The sequence below is a fragment of the Devosia sp. 1566 genome (assembly GCF_004005995.1).
Lineage (GTDB): Bacteria > Pseudomonadota > Alphaproteobacteria > Rhizobiales > Devosiaceae > Devosia.
On record NZ_CP034767.1, the window covers coordinates 2,217,433 to 2,236,221 of the forward strand.

An 18,789-nucleotide genomic window follows, 5' to 3' on the forward strand; every position below is an offset into this window, starting at 1 on the left:
CGACTACTGCGCCGCCAAGGCGTAACTCGCGCGCTCGAGCCCGAGATGCTCACAAAGCGCCGCGACGCCAACATTATGATCTTCCCGCCCCGGCAGGCCTGAAATGGTCAGGCACCCGATAATGCCCGCGCCCGGCACCCGCAGGGGAAAACCGCCACCGGCAAAGACATAGTCCACCGGGTCCACCCCGGCCTGTGGCGGAAGCGGCGCTTCGCCCCGCTCCAGCACCAGCCGGTAGCTGGCCCGCTGGAAGCGCCTGACCGAATTGATCTTGCGCCGCACCCATTCGGCATTGTCCGGGCCCGTGCCTCCGGTTGCCGCAAAAAACAACCGCCGATCCCAGGTGCAGATATCCACCACGAGAGACAAACCTTCCACCAGCGCGCGTGCCCGCACCGATGAGCCGATGCTGAACGCCACATCCTCATCGAGGCGCGGCAAGGCGAGTTCGAGTTCCTGTCGCTTGATCAGCGCGATATCGTCGTGAGTTGTCATGTTTCAGTCCTGATGAAGCCGGGTCCAGGCGTCGAACAGCGGCGTGCGATCCACGGCGCCTTGGGGAAAATTGACGAGGTCAGGATCGATGCTGGCCCAGGCGGCCTTGCTGTTCGTCCAGATATTGCCCACCGGGACCGCCCAGTCGATGTCATCGAGCGTGCCAGCCCGCATCACGCGGATACCTGGCATTGGGGGCAGGTTCCACACCCAGCCATGGCAATGGGCACAAAAATGCATGGCAATGACATTGCCGCTATCCGCGCGCCGGTCGTAGCGCACCGTGTCACCCGAAAGCTTCTCGATATCCTCTTCGCGGGCGATCATCGACATCGACCAGCCCGCCCCCGAAAAGCGCTGGCAATCCTTGCAGTGGCAATTATAGACCGAAAGCGGGGCAGCCTTGAGCCGGTAGCGCACGGCGCCACACTGGCATCCGCCCTCCTGGGGAAACTCTGGTAAGCGCATGGGTCACTCCTCCCGATCTAGTTACCGGGTTTGGCGGCGGCGCGGAAGATGGAGGACGGCAAAAGAAAACGGGGGCCGAAGCCCCCGTCTGAAAGCGAATTAGTTCTTGGCCTTGTCGACCAGCGCGCCGGCCTTGATCCAGGGCATCATGTCGCGCAGCTTGGTGCCGACTTCCTCGATCTGGTGCTCGTCATGCAGGCGGCGGGTGGCCTTGAAGCGCGAACCGCCGGCCTTGATTTCCTGCATCCACTCGGCGGTGAACTTGCCCGACTGGATGTCGTGCAGCACGCGCTTCATCTCGGCCTTGGTTTCCGAGGTAATGATGCGCGGACCGGTGACGTACTCGCCCCACTCGGCCGTGTTGGAGATCGAGTAGTTCATGTTGGCGATGCCGCCCTGGTAGATCAGGTCGACGATCAGCTTCACTTCGTGCAGGCACTCGAAATAGGCCATTTCGGGTGCATAGCCGGCTTCCACCAGCGTTTCGAAACCGGCGCGGATCAGCTCAACCAGACCACCGCAGAGCACGGCCTGCTCGCCGAACAGGTCGGTCTCGCATTCCTCGCGGAAATTGGTTTCGATCACGCCCGAACGGCCGCCACCAACACCCGAAGCATAGGCGAGCGCGATGTCATGGGCATTGCCCGAAGCGTCCTGGTGCACGGCGATCAGGCATGGCACGCCGCCACCCTTCTGGTATTCGCCACGCACGGTGTGACCGGGACCCTTGGGGGCGATCATGATCACGTCCACGGTCGACTTGGGCTCGATCAGGTTGAAGTGCACGTTGAGGCCATGGGCGAAGGCGAGCGCGGCGCCATCACGGATATTGGGCTCGATATGCTCTTTATAGATATCGGCCTGCAATTCGTCGGGGGTCAGCATCATGATCACATCGGCCCAGGCGGAGGCCTCGGCAACCGACATGACCTTCAGGCCTTCGCCCTCGGCCTTCTTGGCCGACGGGGAGCCGGGGCGCAGCGCCACCACCACATCGGTGACCCCGGAGTCGCGCAAGTTCAGCACATGCGCATGGCCCTGCGAGCCATAACCGACAATGGCGACCTTCTTGGACTTGATGATGTTGAGATCGGCGTCACGATCATAATAAACGCGCATGGAGCACTCCCCTGTTATGGCGCTGTATCCGCCCCGTAGAGGGCGAAGAATTGGTTGGTCGCGGCCGTGGCATCGGCCTCGATATTGGCTTCGACATTGGACTGGGTGAGCTTCTTGTCACCCAGCAGCAGCCGAATCTGGACATCGCGCACGACGAGTCCGAAAAAGGTGCGATACGCGTCTTCGCTGTTGTCGAACCGCAGCAGGCGCGCATCGCGCCCTGCCTCCAGAATTGGCTTGAGGCGCCGGCGGATCGCCAGCGGTCCATTTTCGAGCACGATGATCCCGAGCCGATCCTTTTCCTGGGCGGCATGGGTCACGGCGGTGCGGTTGAGCGTGATCGAGACTTCCCCCACGATCGTGGTGAGGAGGTCGCGCGCAAACTGCTCGATCGAGGAGCGCAGCGTTTGCGCATTAAGGCCGGTGCGATCCACCTGCGGCATGCGCACCTTGGCCGCCTGCCACTGCACGGTGGCGGTCAGCAGTCCGTCGCGATCGCCAAACCACTTGTAGAGCGTTTCCTTGGAACAGCTGGCCCGCCGCGCCACCGCGGTCATGGTCAGCCCTTCCCCATTCTCAACCAACAGATCGAGCGCCGCGGTCAGCACGGCCTGCTGACGCGGGGTAAAACTCTCTTCATTGACCTTGATGGTCACCGGCACGCACGAACTCCCCTGGCAGGCTGATCTGCCGCAAATTTCATCGGCATGCCGTACCGTACGGTACGGTTCTGCGCAACTGTTTCTTTGCCTGTGTGTATGAGGACGGAGATGATCACCTGTAGGTCTCCGTCATGACCTGCGGCGAGCGGGAGTATCTCTGAGGATCGGCCCGATTCCTAAAATGGGCCTTACCTACCAGACCGAGGCGTGCACACGCCGACCAATAGCGGGCTCAGCATCGAAGGCGGGACGATCAGTCTCACACGTCAGTGTTGAACTTCCGTCAGCCGGCTTGATCATCTCATTGCGACGCAGGAAGCACGCATCAGTGGGAGATCTGGCCCAGGAACGTCTTGGTCCGCTCGTTCTGCGGGTTGGAAAAGAAGCTTTCGGGTTCGCCGATCTCGACGATTTCGCCCTTGTCCATGAAGATCACCCGATCGGCCACCTTGCGGGCAAAGCCCATTTCGTGGGTCACCACCAGCATGGTCATGCCTTCGCGGGCGAGGTCGATCATGGTGTCGAGCACTTCGTTGACCATCTCGGGGTCAAGCGCCGAGGTGGGCTCATCGAACAGCATGATCTTGGGGTTCATGCAGAGCGCCCGGGCAATGGCGACGCGCTGCTGCTGACCGCCTGAAAGCTGGGCGGGGTATTTGTCGGCCTGTTCAGGGATGCGCACGCGCTCGAGATAGCGCCGCGCCGTCGCCTCGGCTTCCGCCTTGCTCACCCCGCGCACCAGGGTGGGGGCGAGCATGCAGTTTTCCAGCACAGTCATGTGCGGGAAGAGGTTAAACTGCTGGAACACCATGCCGACATCGCGGCGGATCTTTTCCACATTACTGCCCGAGGTCAACTCGATGCCATCAACGGTGATGGTGCCGGACTGGATGGTTTCGAGCTGGTTGATGCAGCGAATAAGGGTGGATTTGCCGGATCCGGAGGGGCCGCACACGACGATCTTCTCGCCGCGTGCGACGGACAGGTTGATGGCATTGAGGGCGTGGTAGCTGTCATACCATTTATCGACGTCGCGCATGGCGACGGCGATATCGGCAGTTTCGGGTGCAGCCTTGGTCATTGCAGTTTCTGCCCTCAAGTCCTGATCTGTCGGTTTATTCGCCTGCCACCACGAATTCGGGCAGCGGTCCGCCAACCCATTCCTGGTGCAGTGCATTCAACTTGCCGTCTGCCTTCACGCTGGCGATGAAATCGTTGATATAGGCAAGCAGCTCATCGCTGCCCGGGCGCACGGCAATGCCCTGGCTCTGCTGGCGCAGCGAGAACTTGGTGTTGAAGCGATCGGGCGCCATGGTGTTGATCTGCGCGATCACGACGTTGGACGCGCCCATGAGCGGGGTCTGGCCCGAAAGCAGGGCCTGCACGGCCGAGGCATCGTCGTCGAAGCGCTGGATATTGGCGTCAGCGGGCGCAATCTCGGTGATGGCCGTGTCCTGGGTGGAAGCGCGGGCCACCGCGATGTTCTTGCCCGACAGCCCCTCGGGCCCGGTTACGTCGAGATTGGCATCGCCAAACACAAAGATTTCGATACCGGCATAGGGGTCGGAGAAATTGACCTGCTGGGCGCGCTCGGGCGTGATGCCGAGGGAAGCGACCAGAATATCGACCTGGTTGGACAAGAGATACGGGATGCGATTGGGACCGGTGACCGGCACGAGGTTGACTTCAACGCCCATATGCTCGGCCAACAGGCGAGCCACGTCCGCATCATAGCCGTCGGGGTTGCCCGACTGATCAAGAATGCCGAATGGGGGGAAATCAACCAGCATCCCCACATTGATGGTGCCGCGCTGCTGAATTTCCTCGACCGTCTGCGCGACGGCGGGGGCGCTCACAAGGCCCGCGGCGAACAATGCCGCACCGGCCAGCCCGATCAGTTTTTTGCTCAGTTTCATTTCAAGCTCACTCCCAGTGTGATGACGTCCGGTCAGCGCGTGGTGGCCACGGCAAACCGACCCTCCAGATGCCGGGCCCACATCGACAGCGGCCAGCACAGGATGAAATACAGCGCCCCTACCAGCGAGAACACGAGCAAAGGCTGGAAGGTGGCATTGTTGATGATCTGGCCAGCGCGGGTCAGTTCCACAAAGCCGATGATCGAGGCCAGTGAGGTCCCCTTGATCAACTGCACGAGGAAGCCAACCGTTGGCGCGACCGAAATCTTGGCGGCCTGGGGCAGGATAACATAGCGCATGCTGTCCCAGTAGTTGAGGCCCAGCACATAGCTGGCCTCGCCCTGACCCGAGGGCACCGCCTCGATGCAGCCGCGCCAGATCTCGCCCAGATACGCGCTGGCATGCAGCGTCAGCGCCACCGCGGCCGCGATCCATGGATTGATGCCCACGCCCATGATCGACAGGCCGAAATAAACGAGGAACAGCTGCATGAGCAGCGGTGTGCCCTGGAACACCCGGATAAAGGCCAGTGCCAGATAGCGCAGCCATGGCTTTTTGGAGACGCGCCCCAGTGCAACGGCTATGCCCCCAAGGGCGCCGCCGGCAAAGGCAATGGCGGACAGCAGCAGCGTCCACTGCACTGCGCTGACGATATAAAGGATTTCATTGGGGCCAAAGGGGCGAAACATGGCTTGATCCTATCGCGCCAGCGGATAGCGGAACGCGGCGCGTCCGATCGCGGAAAACAGGCCGGAAAAGCCCAGCGACAGAATGAAATACATGATGGTGATCACCAGATAGACCTCGAAGGCTGCAAAGGTCGAGGACTGGATGTTGTTGCCGGCCGCCGCCAGGTCGGTCGCGGAAATGGCCGACACCACCGACGAGGTCAGCATTAGATAGATGAACTGGCTGGTGAGCGCCGGATAGATGGTGCGCAGCGCCGGCTTGAGGATGATGTAGCGAAAGATCTGATGCCCTTTGAGGCCAAGCGCCTTACCCGCCTCGACCTGCCCGCGGTTGATCGACTCGATCCCGGCGCGCACGATCTCGGTGGCGTAGGCGCCCACATTGACCGACAGCGCGACGAGTGCAGCGGTGTTCGGATCAAACCGGATGCCGAGTGCCGGAAGCGAGAAATAGATAAAGAAGATCTGGATCAGGAACGGGGTGTTGCGGATCACCTCGATATAAAGGTTCACCAGCCAGCGCAGGGGCTTGGGCCCGGTCGTTTTTGCCAGCGCGCAGGGGATCGCGATCAGCGTGCCAATCAGGATGGCGCCCAGGCTGAGCTGGATGGTGATCAAGGCGCCGTAGATCAACTGATCGAAATTGTTGAACACCGGCGCAAAATTGAACTGGTAACCCACGGGTTCTGCCCCAGACCTTGCTCGCGATTAGATCGATCTAAATAGCACCGCGCCGCGAAGGTCAACCCTTAGGCGAGCGCTCCAACAGGTCCAATCGAGCCGCGCTCAACCAGGTGGCTGGGCACGGTGCGCCGCTCCGGGGGGGCATCGGGATTGTCGATCCGGTGCAGCAGTTGTTGGGCGGCGTGCAGGCCGATGGCGAAGGGCTCGGTGGCGACCGAGGCCAGTCCGGGTCGCACCAGATCGGCTTCCGCGACATTGTCATAGCCGATCAAGGACACGTCACGCCCTGGCACCAGCCCGCTGTCGCTGAAGCCCTTGTGCATACCCAAGGCGATCACGTCGTTGTGACAAATCCAGGCAGTTGGCGCGGAAGTTTGTGCTGCCATGCTCTGGGCCAGTGCAATGGCTGCGGCATGCGTGGATTCGATGACGGTTTCGATGGGCTGAAGCGCCTTGTGCCGGCGCATGGCGGAGCGGAACGCCCCGAGCCTTTCGTCCCGGGCCGAATGGTTGAGATTGCCGGCGACAAAGCCGATAAGGCTATGTCCCAGCTCTGCAAGAAGGCTGACGGCGCTCTCCATTCCCCCGGCCTGGTCCATCCCGGTATAATCGACCTCGCCGGCAGCCGATGTCCGCAGCACCTCGCCCACAGGCATGCCCCAATCCCTGAGGCGGGCGATGAAGCCGGGCTCGGTGCCCGCTGCCGGGCAAACGATCAGCCCGTCCACCCCATGCTCGCGCATCCGGTTGACGAAGACGTCCTGCTTAGCCGGCGACTCCCCGGAATGGGCGATAAAGGTGGCCAATCCGGCCCCATCGATGACCTCATCGATCCCGGCGAGAAGCTCGCCGAAGAAGGTGTTTGAAAGATTGGGGATAATCACCCCGATCGTGCGGCTCCGCGCGGCCCGCATCCCAGCAGCGCCGACATTATAGACATAGCCGATCTCGGCCATGGCCGCTTCGACGAGCGCCCGGGTATCCTCACTCACCAACGGGCTCTTGCGCACGACCAGCGAGGCCGTCGCTCGGGACACGCCGGCCTTCTGGGCAACGTCCACCAATGTTGGCCGCACACGCGGCGACATCCTTTTGTTCATCATCCCCCCGAACTGCCCGTATTAGATCGATCCAGAATCATTGCTGTCAACAACGGAGGAGCACATAGCGAAGCGGACTGGGCAGGCGGGGATTGTTACAAACATAAGGGCCGGCGCAACCCGGCCCTGGTTTCTGCGCACTCGAACTCTCTTCATCGGCACTTGCCGATGGATGCGCTTGTGTGCAATCTGCAGGTTCTGTTTTCCCCAGCGGTTTTTCCCTCATGTCCTTGCTGTTTACCCCCACTGCCTTGCGCCGCCTCAAGCTGCGCAATCGCACCGTGATTGCCCCAATGTGCCAGTATTCGGCTCGCGATGGCTTTGCCAATGACTGGCACCTGGTGCATCTCGGCCGCTTTGCCATGGGTGGGTTCGGGCTGGTCATCACCGAGGCAACGGGCGTTACCCCCGAGGGCCGCATTTCCTATGCCGATCTCGGCATCTGGAAGGACGAGCACATTCCCGGGCTAACCCGCATCGTCGATTTCCTTCACGCCCAGGGTGCCGCTGCCGGCATCCAGCTGGCCCATGCCGGGCGCAAGGCCTCGACGCCCATTCCCTGGCGCAAGGGCTTTGACGAAACCGAGGAGGAAAAGCCTGGCGTCGGCTTCCAAAGCTGGACGCCCGTCGGTCCTACCGACGAGATTCATGCCGAGGGCAAGAACTTCACCAAGCCGACGGCCCTTGATGCCGCTGGCATTCGCAATGTCATCGAAGCCTTCGTCGCCGGCGCGCTGCGCGCCAATGAGGCAGGCTTTGACCTCGTCGAGATCCACGCCGCCCACGGTTATCTGCTCAACCAGTTCCTGTCGCCACTCGCCAACAAGCGCACCGACAACTATGGCGGCAGCCGCGAAAATCGCATGCGCCTGGTGCTGGAAGTCACGCAAGCCGTACGCGCCGTGTGGCCGGCCGACAAACCTGTCATCGTGCGCCTGTCGGTCAGCGACAATGATCCCGCCGGCTGGCAGGTGGAAGACAGCATCGTGCTCGCCCGCGAACTCAAGGCGCTGGGCGTCGACGCGATAGACTGCAGCAGCGGCGGCTTTGATTCAGGCGCCATCCGTTCCACCCCTGGCTATCAGGTGCCCTTCAGCGCCGCCGTGCGCAAAGGGGCTGATATCCCCACCATGGCGGTTGGCCTGCTCGGGGGTGATCCGGCGGCCGACGAAGCCGTGCTGGCCAATGGCGATGCCGATTTCGTTGCGCTGGCCCGGGCGGCATTGGATGACCCCAATTGGGCTGTCCATGCCCGCCACGCGCTGGGAGAACCGGGCTACGAGTTGTGGCCCAACCAGGCGGCCCGGGTGCGCGAACGCGACCGCTGGCTCAAGCAGCGCGAGTTTGCCGAACAGGATTCGTAAGCGCACCCATCCTATTTCTGCCGCTTTGCCGGCGGCAGATCGCTCTTGGCCAGCCGGTCAACCAGGGAGAAGCTCGGTGGATACCAAAGCCGCTGTTATTGCACTGCTCAGTGTCTGGGGTGTGGGCGCCTGCCCCACCCTGCCCGCCACGGCTCAGGAAGCCGAAGGCAGCATGGAGGAGGAGGAGCGCGAGACCGGCAATCCGCTGCTTAACAAGGTCTGGGTGCGCTCCGATGCCGACGAGAACCTGCCCGGACCCATGCAGATCTTTCTGGAGGACGGCACGCTGGTCAGCGATAGCTGCTGGGAAACCTATCGGCTGTCCAAATGGCAGCAGGTCTCGTCCACGGCCATCAGCTGGGACGAAGATGGCATGACCATCGACGCCGATATCGCTACCCTCACCGAAACCGAACTGGTGCTGCGCCTGCACCTGGGCACGGAAACCCAGGAACAGCGCTTCGTCACGGCAACCGTGCCCTATGTCTGCCCGGATATAATCAAGGGCTAAGGGCTATAGCACCACCTGCGTGCCGATCTCGACGACGCGGCCCGTTGGTATGTGGAAATACTCCGTGGCGTCGCTGGCATTGCGCGCCAACCGCGTGAACAACCGGTCTTGCCAATAGCGCACCAGCCCTTGGCGCGGCCCGGGCTTGAGCGAGCGGCGCGACAGGAAGAACGAGGTCGACATGATGTCGAACTTCCAGCCCAGCTTGCGCCCCAGGATCAAGGCCTTTGGAATATTGGGGCTTTCCATATAGCCAAAGGTCACGACCACGCGGCTGAACAGCTCGTTATAGGCGTCGATCGTCACCTTCTCGTCGTCCGGCACGCGCGGGGACGCCGATGTGCGCACCGTCAGAATCACGTTTTGCTCGTGCAGCACCTTGTAGTGCTTGAGGCTATGGAGCAGCGCCGTTGGGGCGCCTTCGATATCGCTGGTCAGGAACACGGCGGTGCCGGGCACCAATGTCGGGCGTTTCTTGGAGAGATTATCCACGAGGAACTGCAACGGCACTTCATCGCGCCGGGTCTTTTCCGCCAGGCGCCGTCGGCCGCCAATCCAGCTTGCCATGATGACCGCGACTGTCAGCGCCACCGCAGCGGGGACCCAGCCGCCCTGGAACAGTTTGGAGACATTGGCGGCGAAGAACCCGCCATCGATCACAACGAACACAACGCCGAACAGCACCACGACCGCCGGGTTCCACTTCCAATTGCGCCACATCACCACCAGCAGCAGCGCCAGGGTAACGATCATCACGCCCGAAACCGCGATACCATAGGCGTTCGACAACGCCTCGGAACTGCCGAACGCAATCACCAGCATCAGCACGCCGAGCATCAGCATCGTATTGATCTGAGGCATGTAGATCTGACCGCTTTGGGTAGCGGAGGTGTGCTGCACCACCATGCGCGGCAGCATGTTGAGCGCGATAGCCTGCTGCGCCAGGCTGTAGGTGCCCGAGATAACCGCCTGGCTGGCGATGATTGTCGCCATGGTCGCAAGTGCCACAAACGGCCCCAAGGCCCATTCCGGCTGCATTTCAAAAAACGGGCTTTCGACATTCTCGACGCCCATCTGCAACACAAAGGCGCCCTGCCCGAAATAGTTGAGCAAGAGGCACGGAAACACCAGGGCGAACCAGGCAATCACAATGGGCCGACGCCCGAAATGCCCCAAATCCACATACAGCGCCTCGGCCCCGGTCACCGCCAGGAACACAGCGCCGATCACCACAAAGGCAATGCCGAAATGCGTGGCCAGAAACTCGACGCCCAGGAAAGGATTGATCGCCAGCAGCACCGCTGGGTACTGCACAATATGCACCAGCCCGGAAATGCCCAGGGTCAGGAACCAGATCCCGGTTACGGGACCAAACACGATCGAGACCTTGGCAGTGCCAAAGCGCTGCACCATGAAGATGCCGACAATGATCACCAGCGTGATCGGCACCACCCAGCGGCGCATATTGGGGGCTACGAGTTCAATACCCTCAACCGCCGACAACACCGAGATAGCGGGAGTGATGATCGCGTCGCCAAAAAACAGCGAGGCTCCCAGCACGCCGAGTACGGTGATCCACATCGGCGGATTGGTGAAGGTCTTGCGCGCCAAGGCCATCAGCGAAAGCGTACCGCCCTCGCCCTTGTTGTCCGCGCGCGTAACGAAGAACACATATTTGACCGCGACGGTCAGCGTCAGCGCCCAAACAATCAGCGACAGCAGTCCCAGGATTTCGCTGCTGCTCGAAGCGGCACCGGGACGAATGCTCATCGCCTGCCGGAAGGCATAGATCGGGCTCGTGCCAATATCGCCATAGACCACCCCAAGCGCGCCGAGCAGCAGCATGGGCAGGTCTTTGTTGTGAGAGTGGTCGTGAAGATCGCTCGCATCGGCACCGGTGCTGGCACCGGCCGTATTCGTCTGCGTCATAAACCTGTGCTCTCATGGGTAACGGCGGGCGCCGCTATACACCTCGGATATCTCACATACAACACAACTTCTATTCAAGCGCCCAAACGCACAGGGGCCGCTCACACCGAGCGGCCCCTGACGTCAACGAAAGCTGGAGGTCTGGCTTTCGAAATACCTATTCGGCCGCGACGGCAGCCCGGGCATTATCCTGGGCGCGAGCGGCCTTGGTGGCAGTGCCCCACCAGATCAGCTGGTCTAGCATGTCCTTGGCGCTAGGGCCGATCGAGCCTTCGATATCGCTGAAGCTCTTGTTCTGGCCGCCGAGCGGATGCACGGCAAAGAAGTCGCTGCCCCCGATATGGACGGCCGAGCGGGTCGAGACCATCTGCATCTCGACGCCGATGCCGCGCAGATGTTCGGCCGCACGGGTGCCGCCAACGCTGCCATAGGCGACGATGCCGAAGGGCTTGCGATTCCACTCGACATAGGACTGGTCGATCGCGTTCTTAAGCGCGCCGGTGATGGACCGGTTGTATTCGGCGACGACGAAGATGAAGCCGTCAAACTCTGCGACCTTCTTTTGCCAGGCGACAGCACGGGGGTCGCTTGAAGGCATCCACATATTGGACGCCACTTCGTTGAAGAAGGGCAGGTCGAAATCGCGCAGGTCGACCAGTTCAGCCTCGATCTCGTCACGGGCATTGGCCTTGTCGAGAATCCACTGCGCCGGCTTGTCGCCGAAGCGGCTTTCGCGGGTGGACGAGATAATGACGCCAATCTTGAGTTTGGACATTGCGTGCCCTCCTTGGTAACAAAACGTAACTGAGGCGATATATGTGCCTGTACGATTTCCACGCAAGTGGGCACGCTCATGTCCGTGGGTTCCCCGAAGGGAGCTAAGGCACATGGGTGTAAGTATCTGACTGCCTTAAGTTGCCGGATTTCTGGGCTTTTGAGGGCTGCGCACCAACAGCTGCACTCGGTGTGTTCAACGCAGCGTTCGTCAAACCTGACCGACGGGCTGTTGGCTCAACCGCCCAGCACGGCACGATAGCGGCGTACTGCTTCGGCAAACCCCATCAGCAGCGCATCGGCCGTGATACCATGGCCGATGGAGACTTCGGCTACGCCAGGCACCGCATCCTGAAACGCGGGCAAATTGTCCAGGGTCAAATCGTGCCCGGCATTGACCCCAAGGCCAAGCGCCATGGCGTCGGCCGTGGTGCCAGCAAGCTTGGACAACTCAACCGCCGCCCGCTCGGGATCATCAAAGCAGGCGCCATAGGGGCCGGTATAAAGCTCGATCCGGTCCGCGCCCAAATCGCGCGCCGCTTCCGTGCCATAAAGCCCCGCATCGGGATCGCAAAACAGCGACACGCGGCTGCCCATCTCCTTGAGCTGCTTGATCACCGGCCACAGCATCGCCGCCGAAGCAGCAAAATCCCAGCCATGATCGGAGGTCGCCTGTGCCGGATCGTCGGGCACCAGCGTCACCTGCTGGGGCCGCACCGCATCGATCAGCGCCAGGAAATCGTCGCTCGGATAGCCTTCGATGTTGAACTCGGCTCCGGGATAGTCCTCCCGCAGCAAGGCCGCGAGTTCGAACACATCCGTGCGCCTAATATGGCGCTGATCCGGGCGGGGATGGATGGTGATCCCGCTTGCCCCGGCATCCAGCACCACCCGGGCGATGCCGGTTACGCTGGGCCAGGGCAGATCGCGTCGATTGCGCAGCTGCGCCACGGCATTGAGATTGACGGAAAGCAGGGTCATCGCGAAAAACTCGGCGTTGCGGTGCGGTTTAGGAACTGACTGCCATCAGCAGTACTGATCCTGCGCGCCCGGCACAACACCGCGATCACATCCCCTCGGGACCCCGGGAGATCGCCGCCAACCCAGTGCGCACCACTTCCACCAGGCCGAGCGGCGCCATCAAGGCGATGAAGCTGTCTATCTTGCTCGACTTGCCCGTCACTTCGAACACGAAGCTTTCGACGGTTGCGTCAACGATTTGCGCCCGAAACGCATCGGCCAACCGCAAGGTCTCGGCGCGGTGGTCGCCCGAACCCGCCACCTTGATCAGCGCCAGCTCGCGCTCCACCGAGCCCCCTTCGCTGGTCAGGTCATGCACCTTGTGCACCGGCACCAGGCGCTCAAGCTGCAGCTTGATTTGCACCAGCACCTTGGGCGTCGCCACCACCACCACAGTGATGCGGCTAAGTCGCTTGTCGTGTTCGGTCTCGCTGACGGTCAGGCTCTCGATATTATAGCCCCGGGCCGAAAACAGCCCCACCACGCGTGCAAGAATACCCGGCTCATTGTCCACCAGCACCGACAGCGTATGCCGCTCGATCTCCTGGTTTTCCTTGGTCATGAAATAAGCCGAACCGGTCGGCTGCAGATGTGCGTTCATTTTTTTGGTCCTCAACTGCTGGGCTCTGAAACGGTGCCTCCCGCCCCGGTATCATCCCGACCTTGAGCCGGGATCCATCTCGAGATCTCAAGATGGGCCCCGGCTCAAGGCGGGGGTAGACACGGAGCGCGGGAGAAATCGCGCCTCCTAAACCAGCGCCCTTCCCTTTTCATCGATGATCGAGCCGATATTGGCGGTATCGGGCAAGATGATCTCATTATGCGGCTTGCCCGATGGGATCATCGGCAGCGCATTCTCGTCCTTCTCCACCACGCAGTCGAACAGCACCGGACCATCATAATCGAGCATCTCGGCAATCGCCGCATCGAGCTCGGCCGGGTTCTCGCACCGGATACCCTTGCCGCCATAAGCCTCTGCCAGCTTGACGAAATCGGGCAGCGATTCCGAATAGGAATGCGCATAGCGCGAGCCATGCAGCAGGTCCTGCCACTGGCGCACCATGCCCATGCGCTCATTGTTGAGGATGAAGATCTTGACCGGCAAGCGGTACTGCACCGCCGTGGACATTTCCTGCATCGTCATCTGCACGCTGGCTTCGCCGGCGATGTCGATCACGAGAGCGTCGGGATGCGCCACCTGCACGCCGACCGCCGCTGGCAGGCCATAGCCCATGGTCCCCAAACCGCCCGAGGTCATCCAGCGATTGGGCTTTTGGAAATGGAAGTGCTGCGCGGCCCACATCTGGTGCTGCCCAACCTCGGTCGTGATGTAGACATCCCGGTCCTTGGTCGCCTCATAAAGGCGCTGGATCGCGTATTGCGGCTTGATCGTCGTGTCCGAGTTCTGGAAGCCCAGCGAGTTGACCGAGCGCCACTTGCCGATCTGCCCCCACCATGGCGCCAGCGCTTCGGTACGCGGCTGGTTGGTCTTGGAGCGCCAGATTCGCACCATTTCGGCCAAAACCCGCCCGCAATCGCCGATGATGGGCAGGTCCACGGGGATGATCTTGTTGATCGAGCTTGGGTCGATATCCACATGGATCTTGCGGCTGCCAGGCGAAAACGCGTCGATCCGGCCGGTGATGCGGTCATCGAACCGCGCCCCGATATTGATCATCAGATCGCAGCCATGCATGGCGAGGTTCGCTTCATAAGTGCCGTGCATGCCCAGCATTCCCAACCACTGCGGATTGGCCGCCGGAAACGCGCCCAGCCCCATCAGCGTCGAGGTCACCGGAAAGCCGGTCAGCTCAGCCAGTTCACGCAGATGCTCAGAGGCCTGCGGCCCGGCATTGATCACGCCGCCACCGGTATAAAACACCGGGCGCTCGGCCTTGAGCATCATGTCGACAGCAGCCTCGATCGCGGCGATGTCCCCATCCACCTGCGGGCGATAGCTGCGCTGGCGCAGGCTCTGCGCGTCCGGCTTGTAGTAGGTGCCTAGTGCAAACTGCACATCCTTGGGAATATCGATCACCACCGGGCCGGGCCGGCCGGTCGTCGCGATCAGGAACGCTTCATGCAGCACCCGCGGCAGGTCCTCGATGCGCTTCACCAGATAATTGTGCTTGGTGCAGGAGCGGGTGATCCCCACCGTGTCGCATTCCTGGAACGCGTCGGTGCCGATCAGCGAGGTCGGCACCTGGGCGGTGATGCACACCAGCGGAATGGAATCGAGCAGCGCATCGGTCAATCCGGTGATCGCGTTGGTCACCCCCGGGCCCGAGGTCACCAGCACCACGCCCGGCTTGCCGGTCGAGCGGGCATAGCCCTCGGCCATATGGGTCGCGCCCTGTTCGTGGCGCACGAGGATATGCTGGATCACATCCTGCTGGAACATCGCGTCATAGATCGGCAGCGCCGCGCCACCGGGATAGCCAAAGATATGCTCGACACCCTGATCGGTTAGCGCCTGGATCACCATCTCGGCGCCCGTCATCTTCTCGTGTTCCGCCATCTTGCTTGCTCCTTGGTTGCCCCACCGGGCCGTTCGGTTCCGCCCCTCCGCCCCGGCGGAAAATGGGCAATAAAAAAGGCCCCGTTTGGGACCTGTTTTCGGCGCATCAGCATTCGCGCGGGATGTTATCCCACGTCGCCGATGCGCCAGCCTACTACGAGAATGAGTGCCCGCACGGGACCTCTCCATAAAAAAGTTGGTTTGTTTCTAGCCCCTCGCCCGAAATCGGTCAAGCGGGCAAATGCCATCGCCCGAGCCGGGCACAAAAACAAAAAAGGCTCCCCGGAGGGAGCCTTTCCAGATCCGATAAGGGATCGCTTAGTTGTCGAGCAGGGTCAGGTTCGTTGCTGAAACCTTGCCATCGCGGCCGGTCTCGAGCTCGTAGGTGACCTTGTCGCCTTCATACAGGCCCTGCAGGCCCGAACGCTGAACGGCGGAGATGTGCACGAATGCGTCCTGGCCGCCATTCTCAGGCGAAATGAAGCCGAAGCCCTTGGTGGTGTTGAAAAACTTAACGGTACCGGTGATCATGGCTGACCCTTTTCTGTGTGCTCTCGCCGCGGCGAACGAGCCGTTGCCCATGACAACATGTCGGTGGGCGCATACACGTTCGCAAGTTGAGCAGGTAGCCAGGCCGAAATTCGGCAGATCAGGCAGCCGACGTAGGCTGTAAAACGTATGCCTGCCTTATGCACGGAACTGAAGAAAAAGTAAAGCCCCCGGGGCGCTAGCGGTATCGGCATGGCGAACGGCGCTCTGCGGCGGGACAAAAAAGGCCCCGCTACCGGGGCCTTCCGAAACTCGAACCTGTTGAGTTTAGCTCAGCAGGGTCAGGTTGGTGGCGGAAACCTTGCCGTCACGGCCGGTCTCGAGTTCATAGGTCACCTTGTCGCCTTCATACAGGCCCTGCAGGCCCGAACGCTGGACGGCGGAGATGTGGACAAACGCGTCCTTCTCACCATTTTCTGGCGAGATGAAGCCGAAGCCCTTGGTGGTGTTGAAGAATTTCACGGTACCGGTGATTGCGGCCATGGAATTTGATCCTCGTAACAAGTGGTCGCCGCCGCGGCGGCTAAGGGTTGAATACGGGCGGGAAAGCCCGGTCTAACGATTCACAGTCAGGAGGTAGCCAAGTTTCCGGCACGCCGGTGATTGGATTAGCGCAAGACGAGTGTAACGTATGTTGTGAAATATGCCGCGCCCGCAAACAAATTTCAAGTCCTTCATAAACAAAGACACTCGGCCCGGGAGGGACTCCGGACCGAGTGTTGGCGCCCCGAGGGGCGCGCGCCGCATGGGGCGATGCGGCGACCTGTTTAGCCGCGTGGGCAAACGTCCTTGTACCGGCCGCCATTGCGGTTTTCGTACCAGCACATATTGTTGTCGCCGTCGACACGACCGAGGACATTGCCGGCGGCTGCGCCGACCACGCCGCCAATGCCTGCGCCGACAGCCGCACCGGCAACGCTACCGGTGGCAACAGCGCCGGTAACAGCGCCTACGCCTGCGCCGACAGCAGCACCCTCTTGTGTGGCAGTGCACGCAGCCAGCGACAGGGTGGTAGCGGCGATGATCAGAAACTTATGCATGGAAAACCCTCCAGGTACTATCGGAGGAGCAAATGCACGATTGAGTGATTGGTTCCGCACAAATCTGCATTCCTAGATTTTTTCTTCCGGCGCCCTACGCGCCAGTGCGGCAAGGCTGATCGCGACCCAGCCGCCGATCATTCCGATCCCGCCCATCGGTGCCGCGCCGGGAAAGGCGCCCTGCCCCAGCCATTCCCGCACGCCCAGGTCCAGCACAAACAGGCCCGTGCCCATGGCCAGCAATGCTCCCGCCGCACCCAGGATTCGCCCGCGCCCCGCCAGCCCAAGCGCCAGCAGCGCGGGGCCATGGGCGAGGCACACCGCAGCGATTGCCTCGATGTTGCGGGACCCGCCAGCATGCGAGGCACCCGCAGCCGCAGCAACGCCAATCGCTCCTACAACTCCAGCCCCCGCCAACAATAACCGCGCCAGAACGCCACCTTGCACCATCGTCATTTCCCTCTCCGCTCTTTCACCTCATCCTGTGATGGGCTAGAGCATGCGCCCGCGAGTAGGACGAAATCACATGAGCGAGCAAATCACGGTTGTGGCCAACGCCACCGCTGCACCTGAGCCCGTGCGCGTCAGCTGGATTGCCGAACTGCGCGCCACCTTTGCCCTCGCCTGGCCGCTGGTGATCGCACAGCTGGCGCAAAACGCGCTTGCGACCACCGATGTCATCATGCTGGGCTGGCTGGGTCCGAGCCAGCTGGCGGCTGGTACCCTTGCGACGACTTTCCTGATGCCTTTTCTCGTTGGCGGTATCGGTCTGGTTGGCGCGGTAGCGCCCCTCGTGGCCCAGGCGCGCGGCGCCCGTGACACCCGCTCCATCCGCCATATCGTGCGCCAGGGCCTGTGGGCCGCGGCTATTCTGGCCCTCGTGCTCACGCCCATTATCTGGCAGATCCGGCCGGTCTTTGCCTTGTTGGGGCAAGATCCCGCGGCAACGCTTCTTGCCGAAGAATACATCCATGTGGCCATCTGGCTGCTGTTTCCCGCCCTTGGCATTGTCGCGTTCCGCTCGCTGCTCGCCGCGTTTGATGCCACGCGCGTCGTGCTGCTGATCACCGTTGGCGGGGTCGTGGTCAACGCCCTCGCCAACTATGGCCTGATCTTTGGCAATTGGGGCTTGCCGCGGCTGGAGCTGCGCGGCGCTGCCCTTGCAACCCTTTTGACCAATATCGTCATGTTCACCGCCATGGCGATCTTTGTGCTGCGCCACCGCCGCTTCCGCCGCCTGCATCTGCTGCATCGCCTTTGGGCCGCGGACTGGAAGCGCCTCGGGCAGATTTTCCGCGTCGGCACGCCGATCGGCATCACCGTCCTGGCCGAAGTGGGCCTCTTCACGGCCAGCGCCTTGCTGATGGGCCGGCTCGGCACTGATGAAGTCGCCGCCCACGCCATTGCCCTGCAATGCGCTTCCACGGCTTTCATGGTGCCGCTGGGCCTCGGCACCGCCGCCACCGTCCGGGTCGGTCATGCCTTCGGTCGCGGCGACCCCATTGGCATCGCTCGCTCAGGCTGGACTGCCTTTGGCCTTGGCACCGGCTTCATGGCCTGCTCGGCCCTCGTTTTCCTGGCGTTTGGCCCCGCTATTGTCACCATCTTCCTCGACCCTGACCAGCCGGCCAACCACAATGCGCTTGCCCTTGCCGCCAGCTTCGTCGCGGTCGCCGGCTTGTTCCAGATCGTCGATGGCGCCCAGGTCGTGGCGGCGCACGCACTGCGTGGCCTTAGCGACACCAAAATCCCCATGGTTGTGGCCATCATCGGCTATTGGCTGGTCGGCATGCCAGTGGCCTATCTTCTTGGTTTCACCTTTGACATGCGCGGGGTCGGCATCTGGATCGGCTTGGCCGTGGGGCTTGGCTTTGTGGCGGTGGTTCTGGTTGCCCGCTTTGCCATGCGCGAACGACTAGGGCTCTTGCGTCCCCGCTAGATCCGCTGCACG

The 18,789-nt window shown here is 62.0% G+C and carries 21 protein-coding genes; 3 read left to right on the forward strand and 18 right to left on the reverse strand.

What is annotated here, in order from left to right:
* Positions 1-3 precede the first annotated feature (3 nt).
* The 9 genes from ELX51_RS10740 to ELX51_RS10780 form a co-directional block, all read right to left on the reverse strand.
* A complete protein-coding gene (locus ELX51_RS10740; protein ID WP_127753511.1) occupies positions 4-495 on the reverse strand; it encodes a heme-degrading domain-containing protein in 492 nt (163 codons plus the stop codon).
* Between the two features lie 3 nt (positions 496-498).
* Positions 499-963, reverse strand: a complete 465-nt coding sequence (locus ELX51_RS10745; protein WP_127753512.1) for a GFA family protein — start codon at positions 961-963, stop codon at positions 499-501.
* A gap of 99 nt (positions 964-1,062) precedes the next feature.
* The gene (gene ilvC, locus ELX51_RS10750) at positions 1,063-2,082 is read right to left on the reverse strand and encodes a ketol-acid reductoisomerase (protein ID WP_127753513.1); all 1,020 of its coding nucleotides are present in this window, start codon (positions 2,080-2,082) and stop codon (positions 1,063-1,065) included.
* Between the two features lie 14 nt (positions 2,083-2,096).
* Positions 2,097-2,744 (reverse strand): TetR/AcrR family transcriptional regulator, encoded by a 648-nt coding sequence (locus ELX51_RS10755; RefSeq protein WP_127753514.1) that lies wholly within the window; start codon positions 2,742-2,744, stop codon positions 2,097-2,099.
* A 325-nt stretch (positions 2,745-3,069) separates the two neighbouring features.
* Entirely contained in the window at positions 3,070-3,825 is a 756-nt protein-coding gene (locus tag ELX51_RS10760) for an amino acid ABC transporter ATP-binding protein (RefSeq protein ID WP_127753515.1), read from the reverse strand.
* Between the two features lie 34 nt (positions 3,826-3,859).
* Positions 3,860-4,660: a transporter substrate-binding domain-containing protein gene (locus ELX51_RS10765; protein ID WP_127753516.1), complete on the reverse strand. Its 801-nt coding sequence runs from the start codon at positions 4,658-4,660 to the stop codon at positions 3,860-3,862.
* Between the two features lie 32 nt (positions 4,661-4,692).
* A complete protein-coding gene (locus ELX51_RS10770) occupies positions 4,693-5,349 on the reverse strand; it encodes an amino acid ABC transporter permease (protein ID WP_127753517.1) in 657 nt (218 codons plus the stop codon).
* A 9-nt stretch (positions 5,350-5,358) separates the two neighbouring features.
* Positions 5,359-6,030: an amino acid ABC transporter permease gene (locus ELX51_RS10775; protein WP_127753518.1), complete on the reverse strand. Its 672-nt coding sequence runs from the start codon at positions 6,028-6,030 to the stop codon at positions 5,359-5,361.
* 68 nt (positions 6,031-6,098) lie between these two features.
* The gene (locus ELX51_RS10780) at positions 6,099-7,121 is read right to left on the reverse strand and encodes a LacI family DNA-binding transcriptional regulator (protein ID WP_248305093.1); all 1,023 of its coding nucleotides are present in this window, start codon (positions 7,119-7,121) and stop codon (positions 6,099-6,101) included.
* A gap of 236 nt (positions 7,122-7,357) precedes the next feature.
* Between ELX51_RS10780 and ELX51_RS10785 the strand changes: the two genes are divergently transcribed.
* On the forward strand, positions 7,358-8,497 hold the full coding sequence (locus ELX51_RS10785; RefSeq protein ID WP_127753520.1) for an NADH:flavin oxidoreductase/NADH oxidase: 1,140 nt from the start codon (positions 7,358-7,360) through the stop codon (positions 8,495-8,497).
* Between the two features lie 76 nt (positions 8,498-8,573).
* Positions 8,574-9,008: a hypothetical protein gene (locus tag ELX51_RS10790; protein WP_127753521.1), complete on the forward strand. Its 435-nt coding sequence runs from the start codon at positions 8,574-8,576 to the stop codon at positions 9,006-9,008.
* 3 nt (positions 9,009-9,011) lie between these two features.
* Here the strand turns inward: ELX51_RS10790 and ELX51_RS10795 are convergent, their stop codons facing one another.
* The 9 genes from ELX51_RS10795 to ELX51_RS10835 form a co-directional block, all read right to left on the reverse strand.
* Positions 9,012-10,853, reverse strand: a complete 1,842-nt coding sequence (locus ELX51_RS10795; RefSeq protein WP_248305338.1) for a potassium transporter Kup — start codon at positions 10,851-10,853, stop codon at positions 9,012-9,014.
* A gap of 241 nt (positions 10,854-11,094) precedes the next feature.
* Positions 11,095-11,712: an NADPH-dependent FMN reductase gene (locus tag ELX51_RS10800; RefSeq protein WP_127753523.1), complete on the reverse strand. Its 618-nt coding sequence runs from the start codon at positions 11,710-11,712 to the stop codon at positions 11,095-11,097.
* 236 nt (positions 11,713-11,948) lie between these two features.
* Positions 11,949-12,692, reverse strand: a complete 744-nt coding sequence (locus tag ELX51_RS10805; protein WP_127753524.1) for a pyridoxine 5'-phosphate synthase — start codon at positions 12,690-12,692, stop codon at positions 11,949-11,951.
* 85 nt (positions 12,693-12,777) lie between these two features.
* The gene (gene ilvN, locus ELX51_RS10810; RefSeq protein ID WP_127753525.1) at positions 12,778-13,332 is read right to left on the reverse strand and encodes an acetolactate synthase small subunit; all 555 of its coding nucleotides are present in this window, start codon (positions 13,330-13,332) and stop codon (positions 12,778-12,780) included.
* 147 nt (positions 13,333-13,479) lie between these two features.
* Positions 13,480-15,249 (reverse strand): acetolactate synthase 3 large subunit, encoded by a 1,770-nt coding sequence (locus ELX51_RS10815; protein WP_127753526.1) that lies wholly within the window; start codon positions 15,247-15,249, stop codon positions 13,480-13,482.
* Positions 15,250-15,567: 318 nt separating this feature from the next.
* Positions 15,568-15,780, reverse strand: a complete 213-nt coding sequence (locus ELX51_RS10820; protein WP_127753527.1) for a cold-shock protein — start codon at positions 15,778-15,780, stop codon at positions 15,568-15,570.
* Positions 15,781-16,065: 285 nt separating this feature from the next.
* Positions 16,066-16,281: a cold-shock protein gene (locus ELX51_RS10825; RefSeq protein WP_127753528.1), complete on the reverse strand. Its 216-nt coding sequence runs from the start codon at positions 16,279-16,281 to the stop codon at positions 16,066-16,068.
* A gap of 284 nt (positions 16,282-16,565) precedes the next feature.
* Positions 16,566-16,838: a glycine zipper domain-containing protein gene (locus ELX51_RS10830; RefSeq protein ID WP_127753529.1), complete on the reverse strand. Its 273-nt coding sequence runs from the start codon at positions 16,836-16,838 to the stop codon at positions 16,566-16,568.
* Between the two features lie 72 nt (positions 16,839-16,910).
* The gene (locus ELX51_RS10835) at positions 16,911-17,294 is read right to left on the reverse strand and encodes a DUF423 domain-containing protein (protein ID WP_248305094.1); all 384 of its coding nucleotides are present in this window, start codon (positions 17,292-17,294) and stop codon (positions 16,911-16,913) included.
* A gap of 70 nt (positions 17,295-17,364) precedes the next feature.
* Between ELX51_RS10835 and ELX51_RS10840 the strand changes: the two genes are divergently transcribed.
* A complete protein-coding gene (locus tag ELX51_RS10840; RefSeq protein WP_127753530.1) occupies positions 17,365-18,777 on the forward strand; it encodes an MATE family efflux transporter in 1,413 nt (470 codons plus the stop codon).
* Positions 18,778-18,789 lie beyond the last annotated feature (12 nt).

Coding starts and splice junctions, on each gene's coding strand:
- ELX51_RS10825 (WP_127753528.1), bottom strand. CDS start 16,281: ATGGCCGCAATCACCGGTACCGTGAAATTCTTCAACACCACCAAGGGC.
- ELX51_RS10760 (WP_127753515.1), bottom strand. CDS start 3,825: ATGACCAAGGCTGCACCCGAAACTGCCGATATCGCCGTCGCCATGCGC.
- ELX51_RS10820 (WP_127753527.1), bottom strand. CDS start 15,780: ATGATCACCGGTACCGTTAAGTTTTTCAACACCACCAAGGGCTTCGGC.
- ilvN (WP_127753525.1), bottom strand. CDS start 13,332: ATGAACGCACATCTGCAGCCGACCGGTTCGGCTTATTTCATGACCAAG.
- ELX51_RS10770 (WP_127753517.1), bottom strand. CDS start 5,349: ATGTTTCGCCCCTTTGGCCCCAATGAAATCCTTTATATCGTCAGCGCA.
- ELX51_RS10800 (WP_127753523.1), bottom strand. CDS start 11,712: ATGTCCAAACTCAAGATTGGCGTCATTATCTCGTCCACCCGCGAAAGC.
- ELX51_RS10815 (WP_127753526.1), bottom strand. CDS start 15,249: ATGGCGGAACACGAGAAGATGACGGGCGCCGAGATGGTGATCCAGGCG.
- ilvC (WP_127753513.1), bottom strand. CDS start 2,082: ATGCGCGTTTATTATGATCGTGACGCCGATCTCAACATCATCAAGTCC.
- ELX51_RS10835 (WP_248305094.1), bottom strand. CDS start 17,294: ATGACGATGGTGCAAGGTGGCGTTCTGGCGCGGTTATTGTTGGCGGGG.
- ELX51_RS10840 (WP_127753530.1), top strand. CDS start 17,365: ATGAGCGAGCAAATCACGGTTGTGGCCAACGCCACCGCTGCACCTGAG.
- ELX51_RS10745 (WP_127753512.1), bottom strand. CDS start 963: ATGCGCTTACCAGAGTTTCCCCAGGAGGGCGGATGCCAGTGTGGCGCC.
- ELX51_RS10780 (WP_248305093.1), bottom strand. CDS start 7,121: ATGTCGCCGCGTGTGCGGCCAACATTGGTGGACGTTGCCCAGAAGGCC.
- ELX51_RS10765 (WP_127753516.1), bottom strand. CDS start 4,660: ATGAAACTGAGCAAAAAACTGATCGGGCTGGCCGGTGCGGCATTGTTC.
- ELX51_RS10795 (WP_248305338.1), bottom strand. CDS start 10,853: ATGCTGCTGCTCGGCGCGCTTGGGGTGGTCTATGGCGATATTGGCACG.
- ELX51_RS10785 (WP_127753520.1), top strand. CDS start 7,358: ATGTCCTTGCTGTTTACCCCCACTGCCTTGCGCCGCCTCAAGCTGCGC.
- ELX51_RS10830 (WP_127753529.1), bottom strand. CDS start 16,838: ATGCATAAGTTTCTGATCATCGCCGCTACCACCCTGTCGCTGGCTGCG.
- ELX51_RS10740 (WP_127753511.1), bottom strand. CDS start 495: ATGACAACTCACGACGATATCGCGCTGATCAAGCGACAGGAACTCGAA.
- ELX51_RS10805 (WP_127753524.1), bottom strand. CDS start 12,692: ATGACCCTGCTTTCCGTCAATCTCAATGCCGTGGCGCAGCTGCGCAAT.